Below are 14,644 nucleotides of genomic sequence, written 5' to 3' on the forward strand. Positions count from 1 at the left end.
AAATAATAATTGAGGAGGCAAAACTAATGAATGAAACATTAAAAGTACAAGGCATGTCTTGCGGCCATTGTGTAAATGCAGTTGAATCAAGTGTTGGCGAACTTCAAGGAGTTTCTTCTGTAAAAGTGAACCTTGATCAGGGCGAAGTAACAGTAGAGTATGACACCAGCAAAACTTCATTAAGTGAAATCCAAGAAACAATCGAAGACCAAGGGTATGACGTTGTATAAGAGTGCTTTCGCAGCACTCTTTGCTTTTAAATGAAATATACCCCCGAGGAGTATTCTGGGAGATTTATAATGGCTATTGAGTTAAAAGAAGAAAAATTCCAAATTACCACAATGACGCGTCTAACCTGCGCCAAACGGATTGAAAAAGGCATCAATAAGATGGCAAGCGTTGTACAGGAGGATGTCAACTTGGCATTTGAAAAGTCATCGACTCAATAGGATGCATCAAGATGAAGCGAAAAAATTTCAAACTAAAGACTTACAGAACGGCGACGCAAGTGTTAATGAATCCATAGGTTATTCTCATAGGTGATCATGTAAGTAGGGATATATGGCATAAGGAAGTAACCATTTCGAAGGAGGCGTTCTTAATGGCAAGGAATGGGAAAAATCATCACCATGAACAGGTAGATCACAGTAAGATGGACCATTCGAAACATGTTGGACATGCCTATCATGAAGCGCAAGTAGAAGAGGGCATTCATGATTACAGCAATCCTTCCCAGCACCAAGATCACCAAGATCATGGTGGTCATGACATGCGGAAGGGCCATGATCACGGTGAACATAATCACCATCAGCACCATGGGAACTTCAAAGAAATTTTTCTGAAGTCGCTGCCAATTGGTATCATCATTCTGTTATTGTCGCCAATGATGGACGTTAGGCTTCCTTTTCAATTCACTTTTTTGTACTCGGACATTTTAGTCGCTGTACTGGCAACCATCTTATTGGTTTATGGCGGAAAACCTTTCTTTCAAGGTGCAGTAGCCGAATTCAAGCAAAAAGCTCCGGGTATGATGGCCCTTGTTTCTCTAGGGATTTCCGTTTCGTATGTTTATAGTATTTACGCAGTGGCAGCACGCTATGTAACCGGCGCACACGTCATGGACTTTTTCTTTGAATTTGCTTCTTTGCTGTTAATCATGCTTCTGGGCCACTGGATTGAAATGAAAGCTGTCGGAGAAGCGGGGGACGCGCAAAAATCGCTCGCTGAATTAGTGCCGAAAGATGCGCATGTGGTGCTGGAAGACGATTCGATCGAGACGCGTCCGGTAACCAATTTAAAAGTTGGAGACCTTGTACGTGTCCAGGCCGGTGAAAATGTCCCTGCCGATGGCATCATCAAACGTGGAGCCTCGCGGATCAATGAAGCCTTGCTGACAGGCGAATCCAAACCCATTGAAAAAGGAATCGGAGACAAAGCAATCGGTGGTTCTACGAACGGAGAAGGGGTTTTGTATCTGGAAGTGCAGGAAACAGGCGACCAATCCTTCATTTCCCAAGTCCAAGCCTTGATTGGACAGGCTCAAGATCAGCCTTCCAGAGCTGAAAATCTAGCTCAAAAAGTAGCCGGCTGGCTATTTTATATCGCAATTGCAGCGGCCGTCATTGCTTTTGTCGTATGGCTGTACATCGCAGACATTCAAACAGCCATTCTTTTTACGGTTACGACGTTGGTTATCGCTTGTCCGCATGCGCTCGGTCTTGCCATTCCTTTAGTGATTGCACGAAGCACCAGTTTAGGTGCAAGTCGCGGGCTGTTGGTAAAAGACCGGGAAGCGTTGGAACTGGCAAACAAGGCAGATGTCATGATACTGGATAAAACAGGCACATTGACCACTGGAGAATTTAAAGTATTGAGGATGGAAACGCTGGCTGAACAATATACTGAATCAGAAATCGCAGCGCTTATGGGAGGGATCGAAGGCGGGTCAAGCCACCCGATTGCCCAATCTATTGTCCATTACGCTGAAAATCAGGGGATTCAGCCTGCCCGTTTCGATTCGATTGATATTGTCACGGGTGCCGGGGTGGAAGGGAATGCCAAGGGCCGTAAATATGAATTGATCAGTCAAAAGGCATTTGGAAAGGACTTGGCAGTTGAAATTCCGAAAGGTGCCACATTAAGTATTCTGGTGGAAGATGGAAAACCCATCGGCACGGTTGCATTAGGTGATGAATTAAAAGAATCGAGCAAAGCTTTGATACAAGCATTGAAACAGAACGATATACAGCCGTTTATGGCTACCGGTGACAATGAAACTGCCGCTCAAGGGGTGGCTGAGGAACTGGGCATAGAATACAGAGCTAATCAATCCCCGCAAGATAAATATGATCTAGTTGAATCACTGAAGAATCAAGGGAAAACAGTGATTATGGTCGGCGATGGAGTAAACGATGCCCCTTCCCTCGCGATGGCAGACGTCGGGGTTGCAGTTGGAGCCGGAACACAAGTAGCGATTGATTCCGCTGATGTAATATTGACGCAGTCAAATCCGGGAGATATCGCATCCTTTATCGAACTGGCTAACAAAACGACCAGCAAAATGAAACAAAATCTAATTTGGGGAGCCGGCTATAACTTTATTGCCATTCCCATAGCGGCCGGTGTTTTAGCTTCTATCGGTATTACATTAGCGCCTGCAGTCGGCGCTTTTCTGATGTCCGTGTCTACTGTGATCGTTGCGGTCAACGCGATGGCATTAAGACTGAAGCATAAATCTGTTTAATACAGTGTTTAGTAGTTGCACATGAGAAATGCTGCCTCCCACAAGTTGAATTTTCTTTAGCCTTGGGGGGCACAGTTTTGTATTAGATTAAAGTCAAACGGAGGTTTGAAGCCTTTGGTTAATTAAACATAGTTTTATAGTTTACATATGAGGGATTATTAGAAGTAGTAGGTATTCTAATAGCAATACACAAAAGGGGAAAAGCAATGCTGATCAGCATTGCTTTTCCCCTTTTGTCTGTATAAGTCTACTTTTACAAACACTTTCTATTAATTACAAATGCCGGAATAAGTGGTCGAATATAGCAAAAAATGAACTGTCCCCTGTTCTAAAGAAGTCAGTTCGCTTTAATGGTACGAATTCGTTGATAGAGGGCTTCCGCTGCTTGATCAGCCGGCGTATAATGTTGGACTTGCTGATTTTCACTGGAGGTCACTTCCAGTATGAACGTCCCTTTTAGGCACTTCACTGTTAGCGTTTCCTGCACCCCAATCGTGAAGGAATGACTGATAGAAGAAAAAATGAAGGTGCACGAAAGCTGCAATAAATTTCTAATATAGTTCAATTTCATAACGTGCACGCTCTTTCCTTCAGTGACGTAGTAGTATATCAAGTCGAACTAAAGGATTTTTACCCAATTCTCGCGCATTTAATCCGAGAAAAAACTCCTGAACAATCAGGAGCTACTCGATAATTCATGGGAAGCTAAAAACGCTACAATGTATTGGGCTGTTTCATCAATCGAATCATTTTGAATAATCTCTTATGTCTATGAATTGGAAATTTCAAATGTCGTCGTGCCGTTGAATAATTGGTATACTTCTCCCATTTGCATAAACTCATTAATCTTCCACTATATTGATCAAGTCAGTATGTATTTCTATAAAGTAACTTTCTAACAAAGTTCCTAACTTCCCATCCTGTGCGTAATACGCACTATCCGCGGATTCTATCTTGCTGTAAAATTTCTCTTCCTCGATTTCATTCTCTTCCAGGGCTTGGTACAGTTGCCACAATTGTTCAAGGTAAGTCATTTCAACGACGGCATAATCAGCAGCGCCAATCTTTTCCAGGATGTTTATAAGTTCTTTCTGATACTGTTGGATCCCAACTTCCTTGATATAATCTCCTAGCCAATGGAGAAGCATCTCATGACCGCCGCTTTCAAGCTCTGAATAATAATGATATACAACCCACGTTTCATTGACTCTCTTGCTTTCAAATGGGAAATCCTTTTCACTAATCACAGTAATAACAGCATTCCATATATCATCGTTGGTCAATAAATCTTTTCTGTTCATTTTCAGCTTCATAATTGTCCCTCCAAATGTATGCAGTGAGCAGTTCGTTGCAAATATTCAATTCAGACTCACTAACCAGTTCGCCATGCTTCAGGAAAATCCTCTTATAACCCTTTTTGAAAATGAAGAGTTTCAATTATCAGAAGCATTTTACAAACTCACTCAGTTTATAGAGCTTAACGAATAAATTTTTTAAATTTTGAATGTAACTAAATGTGAAGTAAGTTACATTCAGAACTTTGCTTTATGAAGGCATTTTTTTAATTATTAAACTTATTTAAACCAATATAAAAAAAGGCAAATATATAAAATAGTCACCACTGAAACAGTCAATTTACCTTCTCTTCGGTTGAATGCAACGGTAAAAAGAAAGACAAAAAGAGAGAATAAAGCCAGTCGAATAGCAAGGGTATTAGTATAATCATTTTCATAAAAACTCATCAATATTACGCCTAAGGCAGCGCTAATAACCAAAATTAAAGTTTCGTACTGATGCATTTTCTCTGTGAACATTGGCCTCTCTCCTTGCTTTAAATTATATGTGGCTACTATACCAAATTATTTCCAGCGAGGTTTTATCTTTTCTGAAATACAGATATGCAAGGGAATTTCTCTATTGAATTTGAAAGTAACTTATTAGCAAGTAAGTTACTTTCAAATTGGGTAAAATATATAATAAGAGGCATAATAAAAGCCTTCTGCTTAAAAGGCTTTCTCGTTAATGTATATGGACTAGAGCCTTTACTTTAAAAGCTGCGCTATCTCCTCAGCATCTTCTGAATGAGTTTGTATAAGCTCTGTTAGTTTCTCTTCATTCTCAACTTCGCTTAATTTTAAGTTGTACCAGCTTTCCAATTCTTCTCTTGTGATTTTAAACTCTTTCACACCTTCTGCTGTTTCAAAATTTAGAACTACCCAGTCCACGTTTTGGATCAATGCAAATAAATAGGAGGCATTATGAATAACTGTTTTTTGCTCATCTTCTTCTGAGGCTGCCCAATCATAATCGATAATTATCCCATATGGTTCTTCCTTTGTTTGAAGTGCAACTCCACTAAAGTGTTCAGCACCTTTCAACTGGATAACCGTATTAACTACGGCACTATTATCCCCTACATATGAACCTTTATAGCTAAATAAATCAGCTTCTGCACTTTTCGCATTTGAAATACAACCACTTAAAAAAACCAGGACAAATAATGAAATAAATAAAAAATCAATTGCTCGATTCAATTTCATTCCTCCTTCTGGAACATGCTTGCCCTTACTATACCAATTTAATTTTCATAAAGTTTCATTTTTAAAAAAAGATAGGAACTTTAATGGAATACTTTATTAGAAATGAATGTAATATAATATGAGATTATCGTAGGGAAGAGACTTCATAACGAATCCTCTCCTTCTTTTCGTTCGTGTAAGTATACTCTTATGAACGCTAACTTAGAATAAGTAAAATAATTTTATAATATTTACTTTTCATTACATGCTTGTAGAATGTCTAAGTTTAACTATCAGTCATTGTTCAAGTTTATGAATAAGGATTTAAAAACTTAAATAATAAAATTTAAATGAGATACTAAATCGGAAATATTAGATTGGTGTATGAAGAAAAATGCTAATTAAAATGTTCTTCTAGAAAGCTAGCTCTTTCGTTCCTTACCATAAAAAATCTTTCGCACTTTAACAATTAACAGAATAATTAATCATTTGTGTTAAAGTAAATACGAGTATGCGAAGGGTTTTATTTGTAATATCCAGGACCTTGCCTTAGCATTTGAATTTTTTTAAAAAATTTAGATTTGAATGGTTTAGTCCTAAAAGAAGAAAAGGCTTTTCTAAAAATAAGAAGATAAAAGTTCAAAAAAAATGTCGATAAAACCAAATTTCATTCGTTGACTTTATAGAGGTGAGAATTCTTCGGAGACAGGAGGAGTAAGTATATGAATGAGCTTTTCATCCGTCAAAAGATTGAAGCAGTTTGGAGAGCAGAATCAGCTATTATAGTTGCTTCTATAACGCGGGTAGTTGGGGATATCGGTATAGCCGAAGATGTTGCGCATGACACACTGATTAAAGCGCTTGAAAGCTGGCCAATTAGGGGTATTCCAAATAATCCTGGTGCCTGGTTGATGACTGTGGCAAAAAGGAAAGCTATTGATACGCTTCGTCGGAAAAAAAGTCTGGATCAAAAATATGAACAAATGGCTTATCAAATGAACGAGCATTACGAGCCTGATGTGATTGAACACCTTGATGAAGATATTAAGGACAATTTATTGCGGCTAATTTTTATGACATGTCATCCGATATTGTCTAAAAATGCACGTGTTGCTCTTACGCTGAGACTTCTTGGGGGCCTGACGACGGAAGAAATAGCAAATGCGTTTCTCGTGCCTGAACCAACGGTTGCGCAGCGAATAGTTCGGGCAAAACGAACGCTTGTTGCTGCCAATGTTCCATTTGAAGTCCCGCAAAAGAGTGCTTATGCGGAACGGCTTTCTTCAGTGTTGGAAGTAATCTACCTTATGTTCAACGAAGGGTATTCGGCTTCTTCGGGCGATAATTTAATTCGAATGAATCTTAGTAATGAAGCGTTAAGAATGGGAAGAGCTCTTGCAAAACTCATTCATACAGAACCGGAAGTTTATGGTCTTGTTGCTCTAATGGAAATACAAATATCCCGGTTTAAAGCACGAACGAATACTGAAGGCGAAATGATTTTGCTGCTGGATCAAACTCGCTCTTTGTGGAATCAGGAACACATCAAAAGGGGGGTAAACTCTTTAAAAAAAGCAGAAGACTCGGGAGGCACACTTGGTATATATGCATTGCAAGCTTCTATAGCTGCTTGCCATGCAATAGCAGAAACGCCAGAGAAAACAAATTGGGAGCGAATTTCTGCTCTTTACGATGCTCTCTCTGAAATCTCTCCTTCGCCAGTCGTTGAATTGAATCGAGCAGTTGCCGTATCAATGGTTTATGGACCATTAGCAGGGTTGGAGATTGTTGATTCTTTACTGTTGGAACCAGAGTTGAAGAATTATCATTTACTTCCAAGTGTAAAAGGTAATTTTCTTTTGAAGCTCGGAAGAAAGAGGGAAGCAATGGAAGAATTTCAGCGGGCTTCTTTGCTAACGCAAAATGTTCAAGAACAAAAATTATTATTGAAACAAGTTAGAAATTGTATGGAATGAAAATTAGTTTTGTCGATTTTTCATTTTGCTGATCGTTGTATTAATAGAAACAAAATATGAGTAATTAAGGAGAGATGATCATGCAGTTTTTATGTATGGGGTATTTCAACCCTGAGAAAATGAATGCACGCCCGACAGAAGAGATTGAGGCAGTGATGGAAGAATGCCAACCGCATATTCAGAAATTTTATGAGAGTGGTAAGGTACTGCTTGATGCCGGTCTGGAGTCAGAAATGAAGAATTTGCAGCGTATTAAAGATAAAGTTGTCGTAACAGATGGACCGTTCACAGAAACGAAAGAGCTAATTGGCAGTATATTCGTTTTTGAAGCCGAGGATATGGATGAGGCGATTGAATTAGCCTCTATTCATCCGACTACACAAGTAGACAAAGGAGAAGAGTTGGGATGGCGTATCGAGGTTCGTCCCGTTCATTACTTTAAGAATGATAAATAAGTGAGCTTAATAAAGTAGCTCTTGTCATTCATAATGGTTTACACACTGACTCTGAAGTGGGTCAGTGTGGCTGTAAAACTGTGAAACCAACCAATATACGTCCAACTTAACGGGAAGTACATGCAATGAATCTGACAGATAGTTTCTTTTTTCTGATAGGCAACTTTTATTAAGGGGGTGATTTTATGGCAAATGCAATTCTTAGAGTTGAGGACATGCTTAAAAATTACAAAGATGCTGTTCATGAGAAAAATGCTGAAAAATTTTTATCTGCCTATGCTGACGATGTACACATTTACGATTGTTGGGGAAGGTGGGAGTCTCAGGGGATCTCTTTGTGGCGAGAAAGTGTAGTAGGTTGGTTTAATGAACTGAATGAAGACGGATATTTACTGAATGTAGATTTTAACGACGTGACTATCGTGGAAAATAGGGATGTTGCTTTTGTTCATTGTGCTGTTACGTACGCTGCATATAAAGACAATGTTGAAGAGAAAATTCGACCGGTTCACATTTTGTTTGAAAAAAATAAATGAGTCTTGGCTTATAACACACGAACATTCATCCTTGCCAATAGATATACAATCCGGAAAAGGTATCTTTAACCTAAAATAATGGAGTCAGGGTTGGTAGGGGGAAATCATTATGAAGAAAAATAAAAGAAATATCTTAGGATATTTATCAATAATTGCAGCAGTAATAAGTGTGATTTTCTTCTTTTTACCAATAGATGATGAAATCGATGCAATCATAATTGGTTTAATTTCGTTATTAGGGATAGGGTTTGCTTTGGCCTCCAAAGAATTTTGGTATGTTTTTATAGGCACCTTATCAAACATTACTATGTTGGGAATAGCTTATCTACTAATAATTGGAACAGGATTCAGTAAACTATAATTCAGAACTATTTCAATAGGAAGAATCGAATTTTATACAATGATTTTCAATTTTATCTAGAAATCATCTGTCAAGAATTTAGTAATCGATTACCCCCGGAATGAAAACAGAGGTCCAAAATCGTTATACTGAACGTGCTTCATAATTTTCAGTTTACATATGAAGGATTATTTGAAACTACAAAAATAGAAGGGAGAGAAGAAGCCAATAAGGCACATCTTCTCTCCCTTTGTTATTTTTTCCTAAAAAGTACATATGCGACCGCTTAGTGTGGAAACGCATTCGTGTATTCCATAGTGCTGTTGCTGAAGTAGGCTCCACATTATGGCAAACGCATTTTGATTCATTTCAAATTATACACCCATAAACCCGTAATAGATATATCCATCCTTGAGTAGAGTTAGGCGGATCCTTGAACCGTCATCCAAGTGAACAGTCAGCTCTTTGTATTCCTCATTATTCTGGGAGTCTCCGATCGGGTCGGAGTTTTGTTCATAGGATAGAGGTTTTGAGTTATTCAGCTCTTCCAAGAAGGCATACAATACGGCCATATCTGAAAGCGGCTCATAATTCTCAAGGCCGTTATCCCAATCACTAATAGTATAATTTCCATTAATCATGAAAAATAGTCAGATTATTTTGTTTTTTTCATATAATTATGATAACATTATTTTCAAAGGAGTTTCATATTTTTAGTTATGATATGAAGGTCTTAACCAATTTTTGGTACTGGGTTTCAGGGGACTGAATTTTAGTATATTTTCAGTTTAATATTTTAGGAAAGGGAGGAAAAACGATGACGAAAGTTTCGTGGTCAAGATTACTGTTCCTTATGATGCTGATCTTTGTAATGGCTTTGGCAGCATGTGGTGGCAATAATGAAACTTCAGACCAAGAACCAACGGGTGACACAACAGAAGAAAATACTGATGAGGATGCTGACGAGAGCCCTGAAACAGCAGAAGGTACTGAGGAAGGCACTGAAGAAGACGCTGGCGAGGGCGCTGAAGAAGGCACTGATGGAAGTGCAGAATCTGAACCAAAAGTTACTGAGTTTGAACCGGCATTTCCAGAACAAACAAGAGCACCTGCAGTGGTGACTGAAACAGAATATGATGTGGAAGTTATTGCTGAGGGTCTTGGTGTGTCTTGGGGTATGGAAGAGTTTGAACCAAACCGCTTGTTTGTTACGCAAAGAGATGAAGCAGAACTTCTTATTGTAAACCTTGAAGATGGCTCTGTTTCAGAACCAATCGAAGGTACACCAGAAGTAAATAACGCAGGTCAGGGTGGCTTACTTGATGTAGCCGTTGCACCTGATTTCGATGAATCAAGAATGGTATTCTTGACGTATTCTGAAGATGCCGATGATGGTACTGTAACTGCTGTCGGTAAAGGTGTTTTATCAGAAGATGAAACTTCACTTGAAAATTTCGAAACAATCTTCCAAGCATTACCGGCATATGATGGTGACTTGCACTATGGTGGACGTATAATTTTTGATGAAGATAGCAACCTGTTCTTAACAACTGGTGAGCGTTCAGATGATCCAATTCGCGAACGTGCACAAGACTTGGATGCTTATTTAGGGAAAGTCATTCACATTACACAAGATGGAGAAGCAGTAGAGACGAATCCATTTGTCGAAGATGAAGACGCACTGGATGGTATTTACAGCTACGGTCACCGTAATATTCAAGGTGTGGACTTCCACCCTGAAACAGGAGACTTATGGATTATTGAATTCGGTCCACAAGCTGGGGATGAACTGAATATTGTTGAACCAGGCAATAACTATGGATGGCCGATTGTTTCTTATGGTATCGAGTACACTGGTGAATTAATCAATGATGGTATTTCAGAACACGAAGCGCAGGGCTTTATTGAACCAAGATATTATTGGGATCCAACAAGTGCGCCAAGTGGTAGTTCATTCTATGATAACGACGCAATTCCTGAATGGGAGAACAACTTGTTCATCGGTGGTTTAGTGTCGAGCTATATTGCACGTGTCGTTATTGAAGGTGACACCATTGTTGGAGAAGAACGTCTATTAACTGATGAAGGCGAACGTTTCCGTGATATTCTTGTAACTGAGGATGGCGCGCTTATTGCAGCCACTGATGGCGGTAAGATTTATAAGATTACTGCAGCAAGTTAAGGTGACACAGTTAAAAGCAGAGAAGAAGACGATGTTGATACTGATGAAGACGACAACGCTGAATAATTTATTATTCTCTAAAAGCACCCAACCTTATGTCAATGTCATTAACTTAAGGCGCTTGACAATATTAAAGAAGCAGGCATTCATGGAAATCCATGAATGCCTGCTTCTTTTTTGCTGCCTGTGCAGATTATAGGGCTTCCTCAGATTATATGTTCGCAAAATATCAATTTAACGAACAAACTCAAAGCCCATTTATGTTAGAGGGAGGGAAGAACAGTAAATTTCTTTTTAAATTTAAGTTTAAGCTAAATTCTAATTTAGTGAGCTTTATTAAGGCTCCCATCCTTATGAAGAGTAGCGTTGTAAAAACCGCTGCTCTTTTCTTTCCTTGTAAAAGTGTGCTTTTAAATAAGAGATAGAAGACGTACCCACCTGCTTTCTCTGGCCATTCTTTAAAGTAGTTTTGTTGAAAACCTTTGTGTATTTCCCCTGACTTATTCGAAAAACTCCTCGTCTCCTAAGAAGAACTTTAGAAAAAGCAGAAGGGGTTTTTCGTGCTTCCGGATTCAACAAAATGAAAAGGGGTATAGTAAGGAATGTATTTTTGGCACTAGAAAATTTACCGTTCCATGAATCGATCGGGGAATACAGGTTTTGAAGAATTACTGCCAAACCGTCTATTTTCATATAGTCAGCAAAATGCCTCATATAACAAGCGCATTTAACCAGGCAGCTAAAAATGGAAACCGCAGATGATGCTTGTTGGGCGCCTTTGCCAAACAGCGAACCGACCGTTTGGACGCCCGAAAATTCTAAGGAAAGAGTGTGATGACCGATGAAAACTAGAAAACTTGGAACTCAGGGGCTTGAAGTATCAGCGATAGGCCTTGGCTGCATGGGCATGTCTGACTTTTACAGCGGCCGCGATGACAATGAATCAATCAAAACGATCCATTATGCACTTGACCAGGGAATCACGTTTTTGGACACAGCGGATATGTACGGTGTAGGTGCCAATGAAGAATTGGTGGGGCGCGCCGTCAAGGAACGGCGCAACGGTGTCATTATCGCAACGAAATTCGGCAATGTCCGGGGGGAAGACGGCTCGTTCCTGGGCATCAATGGCCACCCGGATTATGTCAAACAAGCGTGTGATGCGAGCCTTCGGCGGTTAGGTGTCGATCATATCGACTTGTATTATCAGCACCGGGTCGATCCGAAAGTGCCTATCGAAGAAACGGTGGGTGCCATGAGCGATTTGGTCGCAACGGGGAAAGTCCGTTTTCTCGGTTTATCGGAAGCGGGCGTCCAAACCATCCAAAAAGCGGCATCGGTTCATCCGATCACAGCTCTCCAAACCGAATATTCACTTTGGAGCCGCGATGTGGAAGACGAAATCCTGCCGGCTGTCCGCGAACTCGGAATCGGGTTCGTGCCGTACAGCCCGCTCGGCAGAGGCTTCTTGACCGGGCAGATCAAATCGTTCGATGATTTGGCTGAAGATGATTACCGCCGCGTTTCTCCTCGTTTTCAAGGAGAGAACTTTCAAAAGAATATGGATTTGGTGAAGAAAGTGGAAGAGATGGCCGGCGAAAAAAATTGCCAGCCAGCACAGCTTGCACTAGCTTGGCTGCTTGCACAGGCCGAAGATATCGTCCCGATTCCAGGGACAAAGCGGATCAAATACCTTGAGGAAAACTTGGGCGCCCTGGAAGTGGAGCTGTCACAGGAAGATTTGGACCGTATCGATGAGATTGCACCAAAAGGAGTGGCCTCAGGGACCCGATACCCGGAAGCCGGCATGAGAGGGGTAAATTTGTAAGCATAATCAGCAGAACTGAAAAGCATCGTCCAGGCGATGCTTTTTCTCTTTAAAGAAAGCCATTTTTTAAGAAAAGGGGCGTATGCTATATGAAAAGACAAAATGTCAATCGGGTGGTATTGGTGGGCACCGGGGCTGTAGGCTGCAGCTATGCCTATTCATTCATCAACCAAGGTGTTGCGGAAGAACTGGTCTTGATCGATGTCAACGAGAAAAGGGCGGAAGGGGAGGCGATGGATTTGAGCCACGGAATCCCGTTCGCTCCTTCTCCGGTCAATGTCTGGAGCGGGACCTATGCTGACTGCGGGAAAGCCGAATTGGTCGTCATAACGGCCGGTGTGGCACAAAAGCCGGGAGAGACACGGTTGGACTTGTTGGCGAAAAATGCACAGATTTTCAAGGAGATCATCAAGCAAGTAATGGCCAGCGGTTTTGATGGAATTTTCCTGATTGCGACAAATCCGGTCGATATTTTAACGTACGTGACCTGGAAAGAATCGGGCCTCCCGAAAGAACGCGTCATCGGTTCGGGAACGACGCTCGATTCAGCACGGTTCCGTTATTTATTGGGACAGTATTTCCATGTGGATTCAAGAAATGTTCATGCGGCCATTATCGGGGAGCATGGCGATACAGAATTGCCGGTCTGGAGCCGGACGAGCATCGGCCTGGACAGCATTGAATCGCTGCTTGCCAGAAACAGCAGCTACAGCCAGGAAGATCTCGATGATATTTTCATTAACGTCCGGGATGCTGCATATCACGTGATAGAACGAAAAGGAGCCACCTATTACGGAATAGGAATGTCGCTTGTCCGCATAACCAATGCGATTTTAAGGAACGAAAACAGTGTCCTTCCGGTTTCGGTTTATTTGGACGGACAGTATGGCCATGACGATGTTTTTATCGGTGCACCTGCTATCATCAACCGCTCTGGAATCCGGGAGGTGATGGAAGTCGATTTGAATGCGAAGGAAAAGGAACAGTTTGACCATTCAGTAACCTTGCTGAAGGAAACGATGTCCTCTATCATTGGATGATGAGATTCTAGCAGCCTTTATTCATAAGTGGATAAAGGCTTTTTGATGGCTGCACATGCTAAGGGATTGGGTTTATTTTGTTGAGCTGCCGAAAGAAAAGTTCCGTGAAGCCTTTTAAGGAGCCTGTTTATGCTGGGTGTTTTGTAAATCATTTTGACAGCATGGCCCTTTTCTTTATCAGAATGCTTCGGCTGTGGTGGAGCAGCCCACAGTTGTCCTTGTTATCCACAATAGCAGAAAGTTATCAAGTTTTTGATAATACAAATGTTTTAAAACAAAATGGACTCTAAAAAAGAGTTAATACAGCTGTGTTAAAAAATCTGAAAATTCTTGCTATTGTGATAGAATAGTCTTATGCCAAAACTTATCGATCTCGAAAACCGAAAAGCTGAAATTGCAAAAGCCACATGGAAGATCATGTTAGAAAAAGGGGTTGCGGGTGCATCAGTAAGAAACATTGCAGAAGAGGCTGGATTATCGTTAGGTTCGTTGCGTCATTGCTTTCATTCACAAGAAGAATTGATGGCATATGTAAAGGGTCTGGCCTCGGAAAGGATAATGCAAAAAGTGGACAGAATTTTTTCCGGCGACCAGCCCCCAAAGGAGAAAATTCTGCTGGTGTTGTTGGCGCTGTTGCCGTCAACCGGAGAACTGGAGCATGAGACGCGAGTGAGGATAGTTTTTAAAACGGGTGTCTTTGAAGAGAAAGGGAAGGACGATGTTTATCTCGCTGTGAAAAATGCTTTGTCGAACTTGCGGCTGTTGAATCTCATGAAGAAAGATCTGGACACCACTATCGAAACCGAAAGGCTATATGCGCTCATCAATGGGTTGGGATTGGAAAGCCTGCGGCAGCCGAACACTCAAGCCAAAGCAAAAGAAATCATCAGTTATCATTTGAGTTCATTATGCAAGGAAGAAGAGATATAACCGCTATTTCCGGCAGGAAAATGGCGGTTATTCTTTTTATGCTATAGAAATGCATATTTATTCACTTTTAAAAAATATTAAATATTTTTATTATG

Annotated in this window: 15 protein-coding genes; 11 read left to right on the plus strand and 4 right to left on the minus strand. The window is 40.6% G+C overall.

Features of this window, described 5'->3' with window-relative positions:
• Nucleotides 1-26: 26 nt before the first annotated feature.
• The 3 genes from copZ (at nt 27) to FQV30_RS08685 (ending at nt 2,743) form a co-directional block, all read left to right on the plus strand.
• On the plus strand, nt 27-230 hold the full coding sequence (copZ, locus tag FQV30_RS08675; RefSeq protein WP_146499766.1) for a copper chaperone CopZ: 204 nt from the start codon (nt 27-29) through the stop codon (nt 228-230).
• 69 nt (nt 231-299) lie between these two features.
• Nucleotides 300-449, plus strand: coding sequence for a heavy metal-associated domain-containing protein (locus FQV30_RS08680; protein ID WP_146499767.1), 150 nt, complete (start codon nt 300-302; stop codon nt 447-449).
• Between the two features lie 152 nt (nt 450-601).
• Nucleotides 602-2,743, plus strand: coding sequence for a copper-translocating P-type ATPase (locus tag FQV30_RS08685; RefSeq protein WP_304608845.1), 2,142 nt, complete (start codon nt 602-604; stop codon nt 2,741-2,743).
• Nucleotides 2,744-3,080: 337 nt separating this feature from the next.
• On the opposite strand, the gene FQV30_RS18200 is transcribed toward FQV30_RS08685, so the two are convergent.
• From FQV30_RS18200 to FQV30_RS08700, 4 genes are all read right to left on the minus strand, one after another.
• Complete coding sequence (locus tag FQV30_RS18200; protein ID WP_255473374.1) at nt 3,081-3,212, minus strand: hypothetical protein; 132 nt, start codon at nt 3,210-3,212, stop codon at nt 3,081-3,083.
• 373 nt (nt 3,213-3,585) lie between these two features.
• Nucleotides 3,586-4,056 carry a hypothetical protein gene (locus FQV30_RS08690; protein ID WP_146499768.1) on the minus strand — a complete coding sequence of 157 codons (471 nt, stop codon included), beginning with the start codon at nt 4,054-4,056 and terminating at the stop codon, nt 3,586-3,588.
• Between the two features lie 261 nt (nt 4,057-4,317).
• Nucleotides 4,318-4,557, minus strand: coding sequence for a hypothetical protein (locus tag FQV30_RS08695; protein ID WP_146499769.1), 240 nt, complete (start codon nt 4,555-4,557; stop codon nt 4,318-4,320).
• A gap of 228 nt (nt 4,558-4,785) precedes the next feature.
• Nucleotides 4,786-5,283 (minus strand): DUF4825 domain-containing protein, encoded by a 498-nt coding sequence (locus FQV30_RS08700; RefSeq protein ID WP_146499770.1) that lies wholly within the window; start codon nt 5,281-5,283, stop codon nt 4,786-4,788.
• A 701-nt stretch (nt 5,284-5,984) separates the two neighbouring features.
• Between FQV30_RS08700 and FQV30_RS08705 the strand changes: the two genes are divergently transcribed.
• The 8 genes from FQV30_RS08705 to FQV30_RS08750 all read left to right on the plus strand — a co-directional run bounded on the left by FQV30_RS08705 (nt 5,985) and on the right by FQV30_RS08750 (nt 14,549).
• A complete protein-coding gene (locus tag FQV30_RS08705; RefSeq protein ID WP_146499771.1) occupies nt 5,985-7,238 on the plus strand; it encodes an RNA polymerase sigma factor in 1,254 nt (417 codons plus the stop codon).
• An 80-nt stretch (nt 7,239-7,318) separates the two neighbouring features.
• A complete protein-coding gene (locus tag FQV30_RS08710; protein WP_146499772.1) occupies nt 7,319-7,693 on the plus strand; it encodes a YciI family protein in 375 nt (124 codons plus the stop codon).
• Nucleotides 7,694-7,878: 185 nt separating this feature from the next.
• A complete protein-coding gene (locus tag FQV30_RS08715) occupies nt 7,879-8,229 on the plus strand; it encodes a nuclear transport factor 2 family protein (RefSeq protein ID WP_146499773.1) in 351 nt (116 codons plus the stop codon).
• 109 nt (nt 8,230-8,338) lie between these two features.
• Entirely contained in the window at nt 8,339-8,590 is a 252-nt protein-coding gene (locus tag FQV30_RS08725; protein ID WP_146499775.1) for a hypothetical protein, read from the plus strand.
• Between the two features lie 796 nt (nt 8,591-9,386).
• Nucleotides 9,387-10,751, plus strand: coding sequence for a PQQ-dependent sugar dehydrogenase (locus FQV30_RS08735; protein WP_146499777.1), 1,365 nt, complete (start codon nt 9,387-9,389; stop codon nt 10,749-10,751).
• Nucleotides 10,752-11,592: 841 nt separating this feature from the next.
• Nucleotides 11,593-12,579 (plus strand): aldo/keto reductase, encoded by a 987-nt coding sequence (locus FQV30_RS08740; RefSeq protein WP_146499778.1) that lies wholly within the window; start codon nt 11,593-11,595, stop codon nt 12,577-12,579.
• A gap of 89 nt (nt 12,580-12,668) precedes the next feature.
• The gene (locus FQV30_RS08745; RefSeq protein ID WP_146499779.1) at nt 12,669-13,619 is read left to right on the plus strand and encodes an L-lactate dehydrogenase; all 951 of its coding nucleotides are present in this window, start codon (nt 12,669-12,671) and stop codon (nt 13,617-13,619) included.
• A gap of 354 nt (nt 13,620-13,973) precedes the next feature.
• The gene (locus FQV30_RS08750) at nt 13,974-14,549 is read left to right on the plus strand and encodes a TetR/AcrR family transcriptional regulator (RefSeq protein WP_146499780.1); all 576 of its coding nucleotides are present in this window, start codon (nt 13,974-13,976) and stop codon (nt 14,547-14,549) included.
• The last annotated feature ends 95 nt before the right edge of the window (nt 14,550-14,644 follow it).

The sequence above is a fragment of the Planomicrobium sp. CPCC 101110 genome (assembly GCF_007859395.1).
GTDB lineage: Bacteria > Bacillota > Bacilli > Bacillales_A > Planococcaceae > Planococcus.

Coding starts and splice junctions, on each gene's coding strand:
- FQV30_RS08700 (WP_146499770.1), bottom strand. CDS start 5,283: ATGAAATTGAATCGAGCAATTGATTTTTTATTTATTTCATTATTTGTC.
- FQV30_RS08715 (WP_146499773.1), top strand. CDS start 7,879: ATGGCAAATGCAATTCTTAGAGTTGAGGACATGCTTAAAAATTACAAA.
- FQV30_RS08745 (WP_146499779.1), top strand. CDS start 12,669: ATGAAAAGACAAAATGTCAATCGGGTGGTATTGGTGGGCACCGGGGCT.
- FQV30_RS08695 (WP_146499769.1), bottom strand. CDS start 4,557: ATGTTCACAGAGAAAATGCATCAGTACGAAACTTTAATTTTGGTTATT.
- FQV30_RS08690 (WP_146499768.1), bottom strand. CDS start 4,056: ATGAAGCTGAAAATGAACAGAAAAGATTTATTGACCAACGATGATATA.
- FQV30_RS08735 (WP_146499777.1), top strand. CDS start 9,387: ATGACGAAAGTTTCGTGGTCAAGATTACTGTTCCTTATGATGCTGATC.
- FQV30_RS08750 (WP_146499780.1), top strand. CDS start 13,974: ATGCCAAAACTTATCGATCTCGAAAACCGAAAAGCTGAAATTGCAAAA.
- FQV30_RS08705 (WP_146499771.1), top strand. CDS start 5,985: ATGAATGAGCTTTTCATCCGTCAAAAGATTGAAGCAGTTTGGAGAGCA.
- FQV30_RS08725 (WP_146499775.1), top strand. CDS start 8,339: ATGAAGAAAAATAAAAGAAATATCTTAGGATATTTATCAATAATTGCA.
- copZ (WP_146499766.1), top strand. CDS start 27: ATGAATGAAACATTAAAAGTACAAGGCATGTCTTGCGGCCATTGTGTA.
- FQV30_RS08685 (WP_304608845.1), top strand. CDS start 602: ATGGCAAGGAATGGGAAAAATCATCACCATGAACAGGTAGATCACAGT.
- FQV30_RS08680 (WP_146499767.1), top strand. CDS start 300: ATGGCTATTGAGTTAAAAGAAGAAAAATTCCAAATTACCACAATGACG.
- FQV30_RS08710 (WP_146499772.1), top strand. CDS start 7,319: ATGCAGTTTTTATGTATGGGGTATTTCAACCCTGAGAAAATGAATGCA.
- FQV30_RS08740 (WP_146499778.1), top strand. CDS start 11,593: ATGAAAACTAGAAAACTTGGAACTCAGGGGCTTGAAGTATCAGCGATA.